The sequence below is a fragment of the Paenibacillus sp. P13VS genome (genome assembly GCF_015143645.1).
GTDB classification, from domain to species: Bacteria; Bacillota; Bacilli; order Paenibacillales; family Paenibacillaceae; genus Paenibacillus; species Paenibacillus xylanilyticus_A.
Genome location: NZ_WYEV01000010.1, coordinates 67,791 through 87,138, shown reverse-complemented (window position 1 = coordinate 87,138; position 19,348 = coordinate 67,791). Strand labels below are relative to the sequence as shown.

Sequence of the window (19,348 nt, the reverse complement as noted above, 5' to 3'; positions counted from 1 at the left end):
ATCATTCTTTAAGTTTGCGCCAAAGTGTGGCCCGATTAATCCCCAGGCGATCTGCAGCCTTGGATTGATTATTGTTTTCTTCCTGCAGAACGTGCTGAATAATTTCCTTCTCGATCTCTTTCAGCGTACCATTCAACCGCATCGTGTTCGTTGCAGAATGCTGATTCAGCAGGCGGGACAACGTATCTGTCGAGATCACATAATCCTGCTCATTCAGGGCAGCCTGTTTGATAAGATGCTTCAGCTGGCTGACTGTCATCTGTGGAACCTGCTCCCGGATTAACTGCAGTGCATCCTCCTTGATCTTCACCGCAGCGGTTCCATACTTATGATAATAGTCGGTAAGGAACTGCTGGATCAGTGGAGCCAGATCCTCCAGCCTGTCCGCAAGACTTGGCATGATCATGGTACTCAGCTCGATATCAAGCGTCCAATACGGATTCAAGGGCTCTTCTCCCAGAATGAATACACCAATCTGCCTGTTTAGACAGGTCTGAATGAATGAGGTCACCTCTTCATCATGGAGCCGCTGTTCGATATGATTCAGCTCCACGTTTCGGACTTTGGAGAGCGGTATTTTATGCAAATGACCGGCAGGCACCTGCGACAGGTCTATTTGCAGCAGCAGCCCACCGCCTGAGTACATCTGATGCATGTGTTTTACGAGAAATGATTTACCTGAATCCGCATGTCCGAGCAGATAGATGGGTTCGTGATTTTCATATAAAGCCTGAATGTTCTTCAACATCACCTGCATGGCTGGTGATTCGGCAACAATGGGCTCGATGGTTATATCCGTATAGGTAGTTATGCCGAATTGTGCAAACTGGTAGGGCTGTCCTTTTTCAAGCGTGTAGACTTTATAACTCTTATTATTCAGCGTTGTTTCATGGGCCGTTACTGTCAGCTGATAATCGTCAACCATGAACATATGTTGAACCTGAGATTGCTCAAACTCCAGATTGGTATTTATCAAATGAATAAAATTTTCCGTCAGTGGGTTCTGCTCAAAATCCGTCAGGTTTTCAAATACGATATCATTCCGTTCATCCAAGATCAGCAGATTGGGGTGCTCTTGTGTGACCAGGTTGTTCAAAATGACAGAAATGGCTTGGTTCTTGCTCAGATAGCGAAATACCAGCTGGGCATCTTCAAGCGCGCGCAGAATGGCTTCCTTGCCAGACTGAATCAGTAATCCTTCGAGCCCATAGGTTCTGGCGGTATCTACAGTGATCACATCTCCGACAATCTGACGATATCCGGATGCTTTCAGCTCCAGCAGCAGCCTGGCGACATCTTCGGAACTGCGAATCGTATATACCTTGAGGGGCAGGTCCATCAGATCAATAATGGATTGTGCACCTGAGGTGATATTCGAAAAGCCAACGATGGCCGTTTTGCCGTTAAACTGGCTGGCGAGAGTCAAGGAACGAATCATGTCATATCCCGAGAGCTGTACATCAATGACGGGAATCGTGACGGCTTCCTTGATCAGCTGTGCAGTACCCCCACGGCTAATGATAATTTCAGCCCCGTTTCGTTCGGCTTGTGAAGCCAGTTCGGCCCCCTTCGCCAAGTCGCCTACATCGCATTGAATCGATAATTGAGGAAACTGGGGAATGCATTCTTGTATAATGGTAGTCATGGATTCGTAGGGAGCAATGATATGAACTCGTGTACGCATAATGTTCCTGCCTTTTATAGAAATCTCATTTAATGGTTCCCTTATTATAGCCAACTTACGAGAGATTGGCATCTTTGCTCTAGAAGCTTTAGGTGAAGGATCGCAGAGGAGCGATAAGCCAGGCTGTTTGCTGCAACTGTGACCTTGTGATCATTATCACGGAAGTTCGGAATCCATTTTTTCAAAATGAATACATAAGCATCAACGATGGAAAAGGAAAGAAAGGAGCGTCATGCGATGTCAGCATTTCGTGAAGCGGTAGAGCAGGATCATATCATTCAATGCGTGGTTAATGAGTTTACGTGCAGAGTGCTCTGGAGCGAAGGTCGTCCATGTCTGGAGTATCAGCACGAAGAGGATCTGAAGCATATTACAGCATATGTTGAGGAAAACTTTGGTGTAGAACTGCTGGATGTATTCTTCACCGCGGTAGAGAGTCTTCCCGCCTGATCCGGATAGCCATACCGTTAAAAATGGATAGTGCAGCGTAAAGAGCAACCATCAGCAGGAGCTGATGGTTTTTCATTTGGGAAATGCCAGCCAATCCAGGGAAATGAAACCTCGTTCTTGGAATTCATGTATTATAGGGTATATGTAAACTTTTCGGAGGAGGAACACAGGAATGGGAATCTTATCGAGGTTTAGGGACGTGATGAAGGCCAATGTGAACAGCTTGCTGGCTCGGACGGAAGATCCGGAGAAGACCGTGAATGAATATATGCGGAGTCTGAGCAGTGATCTGGGACAGGTGAAAGCGGAGACGGCGGCCGTTTTGTCGGAGGAGAGCAGGGCGAAGCGAGCTTTGGACGAATGCAGTGCTGAGATGAAAAAATTGCAGCGGTATGCAGAGAAGTCGGCAGAGTCAGGCGATGAAGATAAGGCCCGGAGTTTTCTGGAGAAGAAAGTGAAGCAGACGGAGAAATGGAACGAATTACAGGCAGCATATGAACGTGCCTCCGCAAAAGCCAAAATGATGAAGCATATGAATGATAAATTGGTAGCAGATCTGGAACAATTGGAAGCCAGACATACCGAGCTGAAAGGCAGAATGGCAGAGGCGAAGGCCCAGCAGCAGGCCAATGAACGGAATGCTTCAGCAGGGAAAGCAAACGCGGCTTTTCAGGCGATGGAAGAGAAGGCCAATCAGGCTTTGAATGAAGCAGAGGCACTTGCCGAGCTCCGGGCAGGGAAGCAGGAAGATGATCTGGATGAACTTATTGCGCAGCTGGAGAGAGAAATGAACGCGGAAGCGGGTAATAGTGACAATACAGCTCCGAGTGCGGAGGAAGAACTCGCAGCAATTCAGGAGAAGCTGAAGAATAATTAGGATAGGTACGTTTATATTTCGTTAATATTGAGGTGAGCAGATGCCAGTTATTGAATACAAGTGTCCCAACTGTGGCAGTGGTATGGTTTTTGACAGCGCGACAGGTTCATTATCCTGCCCGAGCTGTGGACGACAGGACAACATTGAGCAAATCCCTGATCCGCTCAAGAAACAGGTGTTCACGGAAAATGAAGTGAAGCAATATCACTGTAACAGCTGCGGCGCGGATATCGTCACGGAACCGGAGACGAGTGCAACCACGTGCAGCTTCTGCGGGGCAGCTGTTGTGCTGAGCGATCGGCTGACGGGTGATCTGGCACCCGTCATGGTTATTCCTTTTTCCATCAGTAAGGAGCAGGCCAAGCAGGCATTCAAAAAGTGGTGCCGGAACGGCCTGCTGACTCCGAGCGGATTCATGAGTGCAGACCGGATTCAGAATATTACCGGGATGTATGTGCCGTTCTGGTTATATGAGTTACATAACAAAATCGAAGTTCATGGCCGCGGAACCAAGGTGAGAACCTACACGCAAGGCGACTACCATTATACGGAGACACAGCATTTTGATATTTACCGGAAAATCCGGCTCAACTATGTGAATCTGCCCATTGATGCTTCGGAGAAAATGAAGGATGAGCTGATGGATAAGCTGGAGCCGTTTCCCTATAATCAGCTGAAAGAGTTCAAGACCCCGTATCTTGCGGGATACATTGCAGAGAAATACAGCTACACCGATGAAGAGTTATATCCGCGGGCCAAGGAGAAGACCCGATCTTATATTGATTCGTATATCGCTTCAACCGTATCCGGATATAACAGTGTAAGTTACACGGACAAACAAATTGATACGACACTTAAAAATGCAGACTATGTGCTGCTTCCCGTATGGATGGTCTATTATGACTTCAATCGTGCCCAATATACCTTTGCCATGAATGGCCAGACGGGAAAAGTGGTCGGCAAACCGCCCATTAGCAAAGCCAAAGTGGCCGGATGGTTCGCCGGCGTTTCCGCAGTGTCCTTATTGTCCTTGAAACTGATCTCCTGGATGATGGGAGGTGGGTTCCTGTGAAACAGGTCAAACAGCTTGCAATGGTGACCACGCTGGTAATGATGGTGTTTGGTCTGGCCTTCTCCTTTTGGACTGTTCAGACTGCCTCGGCAGCCGAGAGTAAAAATCTCATCTATGATGAGGCCAATCTGCTGAGTGAGCAGGAGAAAAGTGAATTGAACGCACTGGCGAATGAGTATGGAGCTGAGAGGCAGACGGATTTTATTATATTTACTTCCAATAATGAAGAGCACAAAAATGAAGAATTGCTAACGGAGGATTTCTACGACGAGCGAGCGCCCGGTTACGATAAGGCCCACGGAAACACGGTCATTTTGACACTTGATATGTACAATCGAAAAATGTATTTGGCTGGCTTTTACAAAGGAGAAGAATATATCGACAACGGGAGGGCTGACAAAATTACAGCCAAAATAGCCCCGGATGTAACGGACGGGAATTATAGACTGGCCTTTGAGAAGTATCTGGACCTGTCCTATGAATACATGGGCATTAAACCAGGTGTGAACCCGGATAACATTCTATTCAAAACCTGGTTTCAGCTCGCTGCTTCTGTGGCCATCGGAGGAATCGTTGTTGGGGTGATGGCCTTTCGTTCAGGAGGAAGAGTCACTGTTAATCGAGCGACATATGAGGATTCCAGTTCCTCCAGTGTCATTGATCGTCAGGATCGGTATATCCGTACCACGGTCACCAAACAAAAAATAGAAAGAAACAATAACAACGGCGGCGGAGGCGGCGGTGGTGGAGGTACCACCCGAGGCGGCCATTCACATAGCGGAAGCAGCAGATCGTTTTAACATTTGTATTAGTACCACATAGAAGGGATGGGAACGAATATGGGATTTTTCAAAAATCAATTTTCGAATGTAGTGGAATGGGAAGAATTCAGAGATGACATGATTTTCTGGAAGTGGAGCAACCGGGAGATCAAGAAGGGCAGTAAGCTGATTATCCGTTCGGGTCAGGATGCGATCTTTTTGAACAACGGCAAGGTTGAGGGAATCTTTGAGGATGAAGGCTCATTTAATATTGATTCCGAGATCATTCCGTTTCTGTCTACATTAAAAGGATTTAAATTCGGGTTCAACAGCGGCATGCGGGTCGAAGTGCTGTTTGTGAATACAAAGGAATTTACCGTTCGTTGGGGAACGCAAAGCCCTGTACTGATTCCGACACCTCAGCTTCCGGGCGGAATGCCGATTCGGGCCAACGGTACGTTCAACTTCAAGGTGAGTGACTACGTCACGCTCATTGATAAAATTGCTGGCATCAAGCAGAGCTATCTGGTCGAGGATGTCAAAATCCGCATGACTTCTGTACTGGATCAGCTGCTTATGAAATGGATTAGCCGTGAGGGCAAGGATATGTTCAACTTGCAGGCGAACGCGTCGGAGATTGCAAAAGGCATTCAAGAAGACCTGGATATGCAAATGATGGACATCGGGATTGGCATTACCGGATTCCAGGTGATGAGTTTCAATTACCCACAAGAAATCCAGGACATGATCACGAAGACCGCTTCGCATGAGATGATCGGTAATCTGCAGAAATACCAGCAGGTTAGCATGACGGATGGCATCGCATCCGGCAAGGTGAAAGGCGGCGGCGCAGCATCGGATATGGCGGGCATGATGATGGGTATGAATATGGCTAACGAAATGATGAAGAACATGAACCAGAATCAAGGCCAGAATCAAAACAATAATAACAACAGTTCAGGCCAAACCACGGATCAACCATCCGTGCCCAAGGAAGGAGCTTCTTCTGAGGGAACCAAGAAGCCGAACTTCTGTCCGAACTGTGGTGCCAAAAATGAAGGAGCCAACTTCTGTCCCAACTGTGGTCAAAAGCTGGTTTAACATAGCGGAATTGAAGAAGGGCTCACATCGGAGTGGAAACTCCGTATGGGGCCTTTTTTTCTTTTACTATTTCATTTTGATAAAAGTGTTGACAATACTCCAAAAATGATTTATCTTTAATTTAAGATATTTAATTCAAAGGAAAACGACACCAAAGAATAATATCTGAATCCAATTACAAGGAGAGAGATCAAGATGATGATTCCAACATTGACCAGAATAAATGAACTTTCCAGAAAAGCTAAAGAGGCAGAACTGACAGAGATGGAGAAAGCGGAACAAATTCGTCTGCGCCAGGAATACCTGCAAATCTTTCGCGGTTCGATCAATGATATTCTGCTGAATGTCACCATCTATGATCCGAACGGCGATGACGTTACTCCCGATAAATTGAAACAGGAACAAGCAAGCCAAAACAACAACTAAATTCAATCGGTCATTTATCTTAAAATAAAGATAATACAAATTACAATAAATAAAAAACTAAAACCACCATATCCAAGGAGGAATTTATTATGACACTTCAAACTGCAGGTATCCATCATATTACGGCTTTTGCGGGCGATCCACAGGCCAATGTCGACTTTTACGCTGGGGTTCTGGGACTTCGTCTCGTGAAAAAAACAATCAATTTCGATGCACCAGATGTGTACCATCTGTACTTCGGGGATGAACAAGGCAGCCCGGGAACCATTATTACCTTCTTCCCATCTGCCGGATCACCTCGAGGCAAAATTGGCGGTGGCCAAGTCGGCATTACCTCTTATGTCATTCCTCCTGGGACTATTGGCTTCTGGCAGGATCGGCTGGAACGTTATAACATTGAGGTAACCAAAACAAGTCGCTTCAATGAAGAGCTTCTTCAATTCGAAGACAGTGAAGGCTTGCGGCTTGAGCTTGTTGAACGGGAAGAAGGTGCTGCCAGCACATGGGAGCATGAAGGCATTCCGGCAAACAAAGCAATTAAAGGCTTCGGCGGTGCTGTATTATTCAGTGTGAATCCGCAGAGAACAATGGATGCGCTAGAGAACATTCTGGGATTCGTCAGAGTCGATGAAAATGAAGAGTATGCCCGTTTCCGTTCCAGCGGAGATATCGGTAACGTCGTGGACGTTCCAGTTACCCGCATACCTCTGGGTGTAGGCGGCTCAGGCACAGTACACCACATTGCGTGGCGTGCCAAAGATTTTGAAGAGCATGAGGCATGGAGAGGGGCCGTATACCAATATGGCTACCAACCAACCCCAGTCCGCGACCGTCAATATTTCAATGCCATCTACTTCAGAGAAGCAGGCGGAATCCTGTTTGAGATTGCAACAGATCCACCGGGATTTGCCAAAGATGAACCTGCTGATGCACTCGGAGAGAAATTGATGCTGCCAGAGTGGTTCGAACAATATCGTGAACAGATCGAAGGCAATCTGCAGCCGATTGTGGTAAGAACGTTGGAACCTGCAACAGCTGCTCAGTAACGGACAATATAAACCATAGCGGCCAGAACGATGTTCCGGCCGCGAATGGATTAACTTTTACATAAGACAAATGAAGACTTGAACCCAAAGGAGCATCGAAGGATGATGGAGAAAAAGGTTACCTGGCTGGAGCTGTTTTACGATCTGCTCTTCGTCGCAGCCGTATCCAAGGCAGGACATGTCCTGCTGCATGCCGAACACGGCGTTATTTCGTTTGAATATCTAATGAAATTTGTATTGATCTTCATCCCCGTCTGGTGGGCATGGGTGGGCCAGACCCTATTCATTAATCGATACGGTCAGGATGTCCTCAGCCATCGTATCTTTCTCATCCTTCAGCTTCTGTCGGTTCTCGTGATGACGGCAAGTCTTTCCACCCATTTTGATCAGTATTACCTGTCATTCTTCGTAGGGTATATCGGTTCAAGGGCGTTTACCGCGATTCAGTATCTTACGGTTCACAAGTCCAAAAGCACACATCAACAACAGGCCGCCCGCTATCTCGGCATCTGCTTTATCATCGGTATCCTAATCTCCTCCGGTTCCCTGTTCTTCGATTCCTGGGTGCGTTACGTTGTGCTGTATGCGGGGATTGCCGTAGATATCGTGCTTCCGCTGATTGGGCGCAAAAATCTGGTGAAGGTACCGATCCAGACGCATCACCTGCTCGAACGCTTTGCACTCTTTACACTTATCCTGCTCGGTGAGTCGGTAATTAGTATTATTGCTGTACTGCAGGCAGATCACTGGGATCTGAGATCCATCCTGTTTGCTGCTTTTACTTCCATATTCGTCATTGCGATGTGGTGGCAGTATTTCGATAACGTGGAGAAAAAGGTCAGCAAGGAAATTCAGACGGCCGGGCAAGCGATCATCTATGGCCATCTGTTCATCTACATTTCAATGAGCATGATCGCCGCTTCCATTCAACTGCTGTACCTGAATGAGCTTAACTATGTATTCATGCTGGGTTTTGGCTTCGGATCTGTACTGCTGTACTTCCTGTCAACCTCGCTCGTGTTCCATCGTTACCGACATGCGCACTTAAGACTTCGTCCGGTTCATCTGGTAACGATGGTTGGCGTGCTGGCTGCATTTGTCATTGTAGATCTGATCTATCAGGTTCCGAACTACGTTATCGTGGGTGAAGATATGTTATTCTTCCTTCTATATGCGAAGCTGACGACTTGAGTAGCAGTTTGAAACGAATTAATAAGTCACGGACGGATTGCGTTCGTGGCTTTTTGGTTTAATTTTTCTAAAATGTCATGTCGACAATGTGAAAAAGCGGTTTCTTGAGTTATTTTCTTCTATAGAATCTGTTAATATGGGACTATGCACAAGTGAATCTACCAAATCACTGAATAGGGATAGCGATTCATGGATTATGGGGAGAACAATCAGGAGGGAAATCATTGAGTACACATCAAATCGGGGTTCCATTGGAAGGGTTTGCAGAATTTAGCCGCACGGTTGCCGCAGAAGGCGCGGTACTATTGAGAAACGAAGGTCAGGTACTTCCTCTTCGTGACAACGAAAACGTTTCAGTTTTTGGCCGGATTCAAGTTAACTACTATCGCAGCGGCACGGGTTCAGGCGGAAGCGTGCATGTAGCATATACAACGAACCTGCTGGATGGGCTTCGCAGCAAGAAGAATATCACCGTTAATGAAGAGCTGGCAGCCGTTTATGAAAAGTGGATTGAGGAAAATCCATTTGATGATGGCGGTAAAGTATGGGCCGCTGAGCCTTGGAACCAGAAGGAAATGCCACTGACCGATGAATTGGTTGCACAGGCAAGAAGCAAGTCCGGCAAAGCCATCGTGGTCATTGGACGTACTGCTGGGGAAGATCAGGATAACGCCGATGCACCAGGCAGTTACCAGCTGACCGAAGATGAGAAAGCCATGCTGAAGCAGGTTACAGCGCATTTTGAACATACCATTGTGGTGCTGAATGTCTCCAACATTATCGATATGAGCTGGTTGAACGAAACGTATGTACATCCGGTTCAGGGCGTCATCTACTCCTGGCATGGTGGTATGGAGGGTGGTAACGCAATTGCTGATGTACTGGCGGGTGACGTTACACCGAGCGGTAAACTGACGGATACGATTGCGTATTCCATCGAGGATTACCCTTCAACAATTAACTATGGCAACGAGTTCAAGAACCTGTATCAGGAAGATATTTATGTGGGTTATCGTTATTTCGAAACGTTTCGACCTGAAAAGGTGCAATTTGAATTCGGTTACGGCCTGTCTTATACGACGTTTGCCATTCAACCGCAAGATGCTCGCACGATTTCCAGAGAAGGCCAAACCTTCATTGAAGTTCGTGTAAACGTGACCAACTCGGGCACAACATATGCGGGCAAAGAGGTTGTACAAGTGTACTACGAAGCACCACAGGGCAAGTTGGGACAACCTGTGAAGGCTTTGGCTGCCTTCGGCAAAACAGGACTGCTCCAGCCTGGAGAATCAGAATTGCTGACGGTAAGCTTCCCGGTACATACCATGGCATCCTATGATGATGCAGGCGTCACAGGATATGCATCTGCTTACGTTCTCGAAGAAGGCACGTATCGATTGCATGTCGGTACCAGTGTAAAACAAGCCGACCACATCGAAATTGACGGTCAGGATGGGTACATCGTAGAAACGATTCAATTGGTAGAGCAGCTGCAAGAGGCGATGGCCCCAACCGAAGATTTCACTCGGATGAAGCCTGGTGCTCGCAAGGCGGATGGGTCGTACGAGCTCATTTATGTAGACGTGCCGAAGCGTCAGGTTTCGATGGCAGACCGGATTGGGCAAAATCTGCCTCAAACGCTGGAGCAAACGGGTAACCAAGGTTACAAATTGAGCGATGTCAAAAACGGAAAAGTCAGTCTGGAAGCCTTCATCGCCCAATTGAGCGATCAGGATCTGGCTGCGATCGTACGAGGCGAAGGTATGAGCAGTCCGCTTGTTACCTCTGGTACAGCGTCCGCATTCGGTGGTGTCAGCGACAGCCTGTTTAACTACGGCATTCCTGTAGCCTGCACAGCGGATGGCCCGTCCGGCATTCGTATGGATAGTGGGGAGAAAGCGACACAAGTCTCGATCGGTACGCTGCTGGCAGCAACATGGAATACCGATCTGGTTGAAGAGCTGTACGTCATGGAAGGCCAGGAGCTGCTAAGAAATCAGGTGGATACCCTGCTCGGACCTGGACTCAATATTCGCCGCAGCCCGCTCAACGGTCGTAACTTCGAGTACTTCTCCGAAGACCCGCTGATCTCGGGTGTATTTGCGGCAGCATGCACGAAAGGTATTATGAAGGGCGGATCCAACGCAACCCTGAAGCACTTTGCCTGCAACAATCAGGAGAAACACCGCAGCAAGGTCGATGCGGTAGTCTCGGAGCGTGCCCTGCGTGAGATTTACCTGAAAGGGTTCGAAATTGCCGTGAAACAAGGCGGCGCCAATTCCATCATGACCTCCTACAACCCGATTAACGGACACTGGGCTGCATCCAACTACGATCTGAACACGACCATTCTTCGTGGAGAGTGGAATTTCGACGGGATTGTTATGACAGACTGGTGGGCCATTATGAACGATGTGGTCGAAGGCGGAGAGGCTGACCGCAAATATACAAACTGGATGATTCGTGCCCAGAACGATCTGTACATGGTTGTGCCGAACTATGGCGCAGAGATTAACGGCTGGGATGATAACACGATTGAATCCCTGGCAAATGGAACCCTGACACGCGGAGAGCTCCAGCGCTCGGCGATCAATATTTGCAAGTTCATCATGAATGCACCGGTTTCCTCGAGAAAACACGAAATCGTGGAGAACGTGGCTTCCTTCCAGGCCAATGCATCCCTTGCTGCCGACCGGGCCCAGGCTCTGGCTGAGAATGCACAGGTGAAGCCTGCTGTAAGCGAGCCAGTCTACATGAAAGTGGACGAGGCAGGCCAATATCGGATTATCGTACAGATCATGTCCCCTGAGCCGGAACTGGCGCAAAGCGCATGTAATGTGCTTTTGAATGACCAGTTGATGACGACCATTCAGACCAATGGTACAGAAGGCAAATGGATCAGACAGAAGCTTGTAAAAGTAGAACTGGAAGCAGGGCTGTATGAGTTGAAGCTGGACTTCACCAAACCGGGTCTGCAGATCGACTGGATTGAATTCAAACAGGTCTAGCACAGGCATATAGTCATCCCGTGATGGGCATGTTGTCACTGGACAGGCTGACTGTTATGATGTTGTTAGGAGATCCTGGAATTCTGAACAATCTGGTCAGGAGTGTTGCGAAGGATATGAGAAGGTATAATTTTTGGAGTCCAATCCTGCTGATTGCAGTGGCGTTGATTGTAAGAAGCCTGGTAACCAACCTGGGTATGCTGTTCGGCATGTCGCAAGAATCAGCTAGTAGTATCGCCATGATTGCCATGGTGATTGCCGCACTTATTATGTTTAATCGAATGACGAAGGCTCGTCGCAAAAAATAAAAAAAGCCTGGATGACCAATTAGGAAATCAAGGCAAGATAGACACCCTCCGGGGTGTCTTTTTTTGTATTGACGTGCTGAACCTAACGTTTTAGACTAAACCTAAATTATAATAACGATATTAAAATAACAAAAATAACAAATTGTGATCATCCAAAGGAGAATCCATTGATGAAGATCATTGCCGACAAGCAGTATGTCTTTCATGAAGGTCAGCCTTTTCAGAGCAGTCATGCTTCCACCGTTGCTGTTTCACCGGATGGAGTGGTACTCGCTGCTTGGTTTGCGGGCAGTCATGAGAAGGCAAGTGATGTCGCAATCTGGGTGGCAAGGCAGGAAGATGGATCATGGTCCGCTCCGCGCAAAGTTGCAGATGAAGAAGGCATTGCTCACTGGAACCCTGTGCTGTTCGTACTGGGTGATTCGCTGATGTTGTTTTACAAGGTAGGGCACGAGATTACGGATTGGCATACCCGCATCATTCGCTCGGAGGACGGTGGGCATGCGTGGAGCGCGCCCCAAGAACTGGTGCCTGGAGATCGGGGTGGACGCGGTCCGGTCCGCAACAAGCCTCTTCAACTGGAGGATGGGACGATTTTGGCTCCAGCTTCCATTGAACGACCTGACTCTGAGGTTCCAGGCCACCAGATCTGGGAGTCGTTTGTCGATATCTCGACAGATCATGGGAGCACATGGACGAAGAGTGCTGATGTACCGATGGATCTGTCCACCTATGTTGGGACAGAGCACTGGTTTGCCAAAGGGTTGATCCAGCCCACATTGTGGTCTTCCGGCGAGAAGCGTGTGCATATGCTGCTGCGCAGCACCGAGGGGTTTATTTATCGCAGTGATTCGGATGATGGTGGATGGACCTGGTGTGAGGCTTACCAGACAGAGCTGCCAAACAACAATAGCGGAATTGATGCCACGTTGATGGAGGACGGTTTGCTTGCGCTTGTCTACAATCCGGTCAGTGGGTATGCGACGGATAGCCCGCGAACTCCTTTGGTTTTTGCTTTTTCAGTCGATAATGGCCGAACTTGGGGTGATGAATTCATACTGGAAAACGAACCGGGGGAATATTCCTATCCGGCCATCATATCCAAGGGGAAGGAACTGTATGTTACCTATACATGGAACAGGGATCGGATTGCGTTTTGGAAACTGACCGTTAATCAATAGCGAGGAATAAGGACCGCCAATGCACAAGTGATGCGCTTTGACGGTCCTTATGTCATAGGGCGTGGACGGAACTGGTTCGGTGAGAGTCCGGTACCCCGTCTGAATTGCCTGGAGAAGTGGCTCACGGAGTGATAGCCAAGTTCATCTGCGATATCCTCAATGGTCTTGTTGGTACTGACGAGCAGTTGTTTTGCATGGTTAAGCTTCTTCTCCGTGACATATTGCCGAGGGGAGATACCGTATATTTCTTTGAATATTTTGGTGCACTGGCTGCGGCTGAGATTCAGCTCCTCGGCCATCTGTGAGATGGAACCTTCACTCGAAATCATGTTCAGCAGCTGCTCTTCGATGCGATGTGCAGTATCCGCCTTATGCATGGTGACCTCAGGTATGGCGTCCGGGATAGAATCAGCTTCTTCGGATTGCAGCAGGATGATCTCCTGAATGATCAGGAGGATGTAGGCTTGCAGCGCCATTTTCTGAACAGAGGTCAGGGTGATTCTGGTTTCTGAGCCATTTGCAGCTGACAGGGAAGTCGAGGACAGACTGTGCTGCATCTCCCGTTCAATCTTGGCTACATAGGCAGGCAGTTCAGTGGCAGCTGCCTTGCTGTGGGGAATCAGGCGATATTCCTGCATGCTCAGCGTTCTTCGCAGTTCAGAATCATCTATGTCGAAGTGAATATTAAAAAAGTCAAAGCGTGAATGATGGATCGGCTCCATGTCGCCTGTGGACTCATTGGTATGGGCGTTCTCCATCTGGTGTCTGGCACCTGCACGGATGAAGAACCAGTCTCCTGGACCAAGCAGAATTTCATCCGCACCGATCAGCATTCTGCCTTCTCCAGATTGGCAATACAGAACTTCATATAAATGATGATGGTGCTTTGGATAGACCCAACCGGGTGATTTCCTGCCAAAATGACAACCCGTAACTTGCAGTGTGCTCGTCATATTGGGAAAGATCACATCCGTATCCATGGAATCACCGCCTTGAACTTGTTGTCACAGATTATACCACTCGGCCAGTAGGCACAAAAGGTCAAAAAACCGGACGCTTTGTGAATGGTGAGAAGCCTCAAGGACTTATATATTGGAAGGAACGAAGGGAGTTATCCAATGAAGAGACAGCCCATATTGGAAGTGATTGCAGTAGATGCAGCAGACGCCAGGGCAGCCGAGCAGGGTGGAGCAGATCGAATTGAATTGGTCTCTGCCATGTCTGAAGGAGGCCTTACCCCCAGCGTTGGCATTACCCAGCAAGTGGTGTCCCAAGTTTCCATTCCGGTATATGTCATGATTCGTCCGCATAGCCGCTCGTTCTGCTATAGCGCCGAGGACATCCGTGTTATGACCCAGGAGGTGCGTACAGCTAGAGAACTTGGAGCATCTGGCATTGTAGTCGGTGCCTTGTCGGAAGGCGGAGAGGTTGATCTTGCAGCCATGGAGTCATGTCTAGCCGAAGCACAGGGACTTGGTGTTACATTTCATCGAGCCATAGATGTGAGCGCAAGTCTGACAGGAACACTCCATTCCATCAGCACGCTGGGACCAGTAGAACGTGTACTGACATCTGGAGGAAAACGGACAGCACCTGAAGCCATTTCTGAATTGAAACAGCTCCATGAACTGAGTCAGGCGTTGGATATAACGGTAATGGCTGGCTCAGGAGTAACCTTGGATAGGATTAGGGATTTGGTGAGGCAAACGGGAATCACGGAAATACATATGGGTTCAGGTGTCCGATATGAAGGCAGTTTTCATAAGCCCATTCATCCGCAGATGGTTGAAGAAGCCAAACAGCATCTGTTAAGTGCATTCCAATCCACGAATGACGGGAGTGATACACGATGAGTCATGGCCTACAAGCAGCCGATTGGGTCAAAGCTGCAGCACAAGTCAGTCCTTCCAAGCGCCAGCTGGAATGGCAGGAGATGGAGTTCTACGCCTTTATTCATTTTACGGTAAATACATTCACGGATCGCGAATGGGGGACTGGCGAAGAAAGCCCAGCAATCTTCAATCCTTCGGAACTCAGCGCAGAGCAATGGGTGGAGACGTGTAAGGCGGCAGGTATGAAGGGATTGATCCTGACATGCAAGCATCATGATGGGTTTTGTCTGTGGCCAAGTCAGTTTACCGAGCATACAGTCGCAGCCAGTCCGTGGAGAAGCGGCACAGGTGATCTGGTAAAAGAAGTGGCCGATGCCTGCCGTGAGGGCGGCTTGAAATTTGGCATTTATTTGTCCCCCTGGGATCGTCATGAGGCATCATACGGGGATTCAGAGAGGTATAACGAGTTTTTCCTCCATCAGCTGCGCGAGCTGCTCACCAATTATGGCGATATCTTCTGTGTGTGGTTTGACGGAGCATGCGGCGAAGGTCCGAATGGCAAAAGGCAGGTCTACGACTGGGACGCTTACTATGCGCTTATCCGGGAACTCCAGCCGGAAGCTGTGATCTCGGTATGCGGCCCGGATGTCCGCTGGTGCGGCAACGAGGCTGGTCATACACGAGAATCGGAATGGAGTGTTGTGCCGGCGCATATGCAGGATAATGAGAAAATTCAGGAGCAGTCCCAGCAGGTGGATGATGGGGAGTTTGCTAGAAGGGTCAATACGCAGGACAGTGATTTGGGAAGCAGAGAGGTCATCCGTGATCTAGGTGCCCAACTGATCTGGTACCCTGCCGAGGTGAATACATCCATTCGTCCAGGGTGGTTCTATCATGCAAGCGAGGATACTCAGGTCAAAACGCTAGAAGAGCTGCTCACCGTTTACTACGGCGCAGTAGGGGGCAATGCCAGTTTTCTGCTCAACCTGCCGCCGGATACACGTGGCCTTATTCATGAACGGGATGTGGAACGGCTTCAGGAGTTGGGAGACGTCCTGCGTACCACGTTTCAGGAAGACCTGGCATGGCATGCACAGGCTGAAGCATCGGAGACGATGGATGAACAACATGAAGTCTTGCAAGTGCTGAGTGAACAGCGGGATACGTATTGGTGTCCGCGCGAAGGAACAGAGCAGGCCTGGATTGAGGTGGATTTGCTGACGGAGACAGCATTTGACCGGGTTGTGCTGATGGAACAGATCCAGATAGGTCAACGGATTGAGCGTTTTACACTGGAGGTTAGCAGGCCAGACGGTACCTGGGATGAGATATATACCGGAACGATTGTAGGGTACAAACGAATTTGTCGCTTTCCGAGAGTCACATCGAGAAGGGTTCGACTAACCATTCATCAATCCAGGTGGTACCCTACGTTGACCAGGCTGGGTGTGTATCTGAGCGAGCGGGGAGAGGTGTAGCATGGCGGTTCTGACCTATCAAGGTTCACAATTCATGTATGATAACAAGCCTGTTCAAATTTTGTCAGGAGCCATCCATTATTTCAGGGTAGTCCCTGAATATTGGGAAGACCGGCTATTGAAGCTGAAGGCTTGCGGATTTAATACCGTGGAGACATACGTGCCGTGGAATTTTCATGAACCACAGCCGGGACAGTATCGTTTTGAAGGCATGGCGGATCTGGAGCGTTTTATTCAAATTGCAGCAGATGTGGGTCTGTATGTGATTGTCCGTCCGAGTCCTTATATATGTGCCGAATGGGAATTCGGGGGATTGCCTTCCTGGCTGCTGGCTGATGATGCCATACGTCTTCGATGTAATGATGAGCAGTTTCTGGCGAATGTGGACCGTTATTATGATGTGCTTTTGCCCAAATTGCAACCGTTCCTCAGCACCCGAGGCGGACCAATCATCGCGATGCAGATCGAAAACGAATACGGCAGCTTCGGAAATGATGCGAGTTACCTGAAATATTTGCGCGACGGCATGGTGCGGCGTGGTATCGATGTACTGCTCTTTACCTCGGATGGTCCGACAGACCACATGCTGCAGGCCGGATCAGTGCCAGGGCACCTGGCTACGGTCAATTTTGGCTCAGGGACGCAAGGGGCTTTTGCCAAGCTGCGTACATATCAAGCCGAAGAACCATTGATGTGTATGGAGTACTGGAACGGTTGGTTTGATCACTGGGGAGAATCACATCACACTCGTGGTGCAGAGGACGTAGCTGGTGTATTCGAAGAGATGCTGCAAGAAAGAGCTTCAGTTAACTTTTATATGTTCCATGGCGGAACAAACTTCGGATTCTACAACGGGGCAAACTGTCAGCAAAAGAATCAATACGAGCCAACCATTACAAGTTATGATTACGACTCTCTGCTTAGCGAATCAGGGGAGCCGACAGCAAAATTCCATGCAGTACGTGAGCTTATTGCCCGGTATAGCGGCCGCGATATGGGAGAGCTTGTGCTGCCTGAATCAAAGGGCACCTTTGCCTACGGGCGAGTGGAGTTGACGGAACAGGCAGAACTGTTGAGACAGGTGGACAATATCTCGGTCCCAGTTCAGCGAACCAATCCGGAACCGATGGAAAAGCTCGGTCAGGATTATGGATTTATTTTGTACCAAACCCGAATTTCCGGGCCAAGAGAGCGACAGGAGCTGGTGGTTCAAGAGGTGCATGACCGTGCGCTGGTATTTGTGGATGGACAATTCCAGGGCGTGCTGGAACGCGGCAACGATGCTTTGTCAGTATTCTTTGAAGTGCCAGAAGAGGGTGCGGACATTACGATCCTTGTTGAAAACATGGGGCGAATCAACTATGGACCTTACCTGAGAGATCCGAAGGGCATTACAGAGGGAGTACGTCATGGTTTTCAATTCCTATTTGATTGGACCATTCATTGTCTGCCGCTGACAGAGCTATCCGGATTGCAATTCGGCGAACGATCTACAGATATGGAGGGTCCGGCATTTTACCGGGGGAACTTTCAAGTCAACGAAGCGCAGGATACCTTTCTGCGACTGGACCATTGGACCAAGGGTGTGGTTTATGTAAACGGCTTCAATCTGGGGCGATATTGGGATAAAGGGCCGCAAAAAACCTTGTACGTCCCTGCGCCGCTGCTGCGCCAAGGTGTAAATGAAATCATCGTGTTTGAACTGCATAAGACGACCGATCAGGCAGTAACTTTTGTAAATAAGGCAGATTTGGGCTAGGAAAAGGAAAAAAGCATAGCAAACGATTATTGGGAATTGTCGAGCCATCCGGAAAAAGGTATACGTTGGGTATGGTCATCGACTACAAGAGAGGATGAGGTGAAGTATGAAAGTTGGACTTAGTACCTACAGTCTGCAGCAGGCGCTTGATCGCAAGGAATTGACCGTGCCGGATGCTATCCGATTTATTGCCGAGCAGGGCGGCGAGCATGTGGAGATTGTACCGATGGGATTCAGTCTGATCGACAATCCAGAGTTGATTGATGAAATTAAACACACGGCAGAAGAAGTCGGAATCGACATTTCCAATTATGCGATTGGCGCAAACTTCGTTGTACAGGAGGACGCGGCTGCGCTGGAGCAAGAGATACAGAATGTGATGCGGCATGTGGATGCGGCGGCTGCGCTGGGTGTTAAGCTCATGCGTCATGATGTAGCTTTTCGTCCGGCTGAAGAAGGGACTGTAGCGCAGTTTGAAACGGACCTGCCGGTACTGGTGCAGGCCTGTCAGCAAATTGCAGATTATGCGGCAGGTTTCGGAATTACAACGAGTGTGGAGAATCACGGGTATTATGTGCAATCCAGCGAGCGGATTCAGCGTTTGCTGCATGAAACGGCACGGGAGAATTTCAAAACTACGCTGGATGTCGGTAATTTTCTCTGTGTAGATGAAGATCCGGTGAGTGCTGTGAAAAATAACATTCCATACGCGTCGATTGTGCACGCCAAGGACTTCTACTGGAGATCTTCTTACCGCAATCCCGGTGAAGGCTGGTTCCAAACCTCGCACGGCAATTACCTGCGCGGTGCCATTGTGGGCCATGGCGACATCGACATGCCTGAGGTGTTCCGTGTACTGAAGCAATCCGGGTATGACGGATATATTTCGGTTGAATTCGAGGGTATGGAAAATTGCAAAACGGCTTCACGCATTGCGATGGATAACGTTCGCCGCCTATGGGAAGAGGCATAGGGCTGAGTACTTGTTTTAAATAAATTGATATTAAGCATGGCCTAATTGTTAAAATTTGTGGAAGTAGTGTAGGGGCGAATTCGATTCTGGAGAAGCGGAGCGTGCACCTAAAAGCTTTCTGCAAGAAAGCTGCTCCGGAAGCATACGCTATCCCCGGATTTCCACCTTTATAAAGTCATTGAATAATCTGGGGATAACAGC

17 protein-coding genes are annotated in these 19,348 nt (G+C 48.6%); 15 read left to right on the top strand and 2 right to left on the bottom strand.

Features of this window, described 5'->3' with window-relative positions; genetic code table 11:
- Position 1: 1 nt before the first annotated feature.
- Positions 2 to 1,684 carry a sigma-54-dependent Fis family transcriptional regulator gene (locus GUA98_RS22610; RefSeq protein WP_193724463.1) on the bottom strand — a complete coding sequence of 561 codons (1,683 nt, stop codon included), beginning with the start codon at positions 1,682 to 1,684 and terminating at the stop codon, positions 2 to 4.
- 237 nt (positions 1,685 to 1,921) lie between these two features.
- Between GUA98_RS22610 and GUA98_RS22605 the strand changes: the two genes are divergently transcribed.
- The 11 genes from GUA98_RS22605 (at position 1,922) to GUA98_RS22555 (ending at position 13,105) form a co-directional block, all read left to right on the top strand.
- Complete coding sequence (locus GUA98_RS22605) at positions 1,922 to 2,134, top strand: hypothetical protein (RefSeq protein ID WP_193724462.1); 213 nt, start codon at positions 1,922 to 1,924, stop codon at positions 2,132 to 2,134.
- Between the two features lie 172 nt (positions 2,135 to 2,306).
- The gene (locus GUA98_RS22600; RefSeq protein WP_193724461.1) at positions 2,307 to 3,011 is read left to right on the top strand and encodes a PspA/IM30 family protein; all 705 of its coding nucleotides are present in this window, start codon (positions 2,307 to 2,309) and stop codon (positions 3,009 to 3,011) included.
- A 40-nt stretch (positions 3,012 to 3,051) separates the two neighbouring features.
- Complete coding sequence (locus GUA98_RS22595) at positions 3,052 to 4,083, top strand: TFIIB-type zinc ribbon-containing protein (protein WP_127540562.1); 1,032 nt, start codon at positions 3,052 to 3,054, stop codon at positions 4,081 to 4,083.
- A 38-nt stretch (positions 4,084 to 4,121) separates the two neighbouring features.
- Positions 4,122 to 4,883, top strand: coding sequence for a TPM domain-containing protein (locus GUA98_RS22590; protein ID WP_415753053.1), 762 nt, complete (start codon positions 4,122 to 4,124; stop codon positions 4,881 to 4,883).
- Positions 4,884 to 4,922: 39 nt separating this feature from the next.
- Positions 4,923 to 5,945, top strand: a complete 1,023-nt coding sequence (locus GUA98_RS22585; protein WP_193724460.1) for an SPFH domain-containing protein — start codon at positions 4,923 to 4,925, stop codon at positions 5,943 to 5,945.
- Between the two features lie 198 nt (positions 5,946 to 6,143).
- Positions 6,144 to 6,371, top strand: coding sequence for a DUF896 domain-containing protein (locus GUA98_RS22580; RefSeq protein WP_095293145.1), 228 nt, complete (start codon positions 6,144 to 6,146; stop codon positions 6,369 to 6,371).
- 89 nt (positions 6,372 to 6,460) lie between these two features.
- On the top strand, positions 6,461 to 7,417 hold the full coding sequence (locus GUA98_RS22575; RefSeq protein WP_153976520.1) for a ring-cleaving dioxygenase: 957 nt from the start codon (positions 6,461 to 6,463) through the stop codon (positions 7,415 to 7,417).
- A 102-nt stretch (positions 7,418 to 7,519) separates the two neighbouring features.
- Positions 7,520 to 8,608 (top strand): low temperature requirement protein A, encoded by a 1,089-nt coding sequence (locus GUA98_RS22570; RefSeq protein WP_193724459.1) that lies wholly within the window; start codon positions 7,520 to 7,522, stop codon positions 8,606 to 8,608.
- A gap of 224 nt (positions 8,609 to 8,832) precedes the next feature.
- Complete coding sequence (locus tag GUA98_RS22565) at positions 8,833 to 11,616, top strand: glycoside hydrolase family 3 C-terminal domain-containing protein (protein ID WP_193724458.1); 2,784 nt, start codon at positions 8,833 to 8,835, stop codon at positions 11,614 to 11,616.
- Positions 11,617 to 11,732: 116 nt separating this feature from the next.
- Positions 11,733 to 11,924 (top strand): hypothetical protein, encoded by a 192-nt coding sequence (locus tag GUA98_RS22560; protein ID WP_095362005.1) that lies wholly within the window; start codon positions 11,733 to 11,735, stop codon positions 11,922 to 11,924.
- Between the two features lie 170 nt (positions 11,925 to 12,094).
- The gene (locus GUA98_RS22555; RefSeq protein WP_193724457.1) at positions 12,095 to 13,105 is read left to right on the top strand and encodes a sialidase family protein; all 1,011 of its coding nucleotides are present in this window, start codon (positions 12,095 to 12,097) and stop codon (positions 13,103 to 13,105) included.
- A 47-nt stretch (positions 13,106 to 13,152) separates the two neighbouring features.
- On the opposite strand, the gene GUA98_RS22550 is transcribed toward GUA98_RS22555, so the two are convergent.
- Positions 13,153 to 14,085 (bottom strand): helix-turn-helix domain-containing protein, encoded by a 933-nt coding sequence (locus GUA98_RS22550; protein ID WP_193724456.1) that lies wholly within the window; start codon positions 14,083 to 14,085, stop codon positions 13,153 to 13,155.
- 138 nt (positions 14,086 to 14,223) lie between these two features.
- Here GUA98_RS22550 and GUA98_RS22545 point away from each other — a divergent pair, with 138 nt between their 5' ends.
- The 4 genes from GUA98_RS22545 to GUA98_RS22530 all read left to right on the top strand — a co-directional run bounded on the left by GUA98_RS22545 (position 14,224) and on the right by GUA98_RS22530 (position 19,147).
- Positions 14,224 to 14,958 (top strand): copper homeostasis protein CutC, encoded by a 735-nt coding sequence (locus GUA98_RS22545; RefSeq protein WP_193724455.1) that lies wholly within the window; start codon positions 14,224 to 14,226, stop codon positions 14,956 to 14,958.
- A complete protein-coding gene (locus GUA98_RS22540; RefSeq protein WP_193724454.1) occupies positions 14,955 to 16,415 on the top strand; it encodes an alpha-L-fucosidase in 1,461 nt (486 codons plus the stop codon). Before GUA98_RS22545 ends, GUA98_RS22540 begins: the two co-directional genes overlap by 4 nt.
- 1 nt (position 16,416) lies before the next feature.
- Positions 16,417 to 18,174, top strand: coding sequence for a glycoside hydrolase family 35 protein (locus tag GUA98_RS22535; RefSeq protein ID WP_193724453.1), 1,758 nt, complete (start codon positions 16,417 to 16,419; stop codon positions 18,172 to 18,174).
- 106 nt (positions 18,175 to 18,280) lie between these two features.
- Complete coding sequence (locus GUA98_RS22530; RefSeq protein WP_193724452.1) at positions 18,281 to 19,147, top strand: sugar phosphate isomerase/epimerase family protein; 867 nt, start codon at positions 18,281 to 18,283, stop codon at positions 19,145 to 19,147.
- Positions 19,148 to 19,348: the final 201 nt, after the last annotated feature.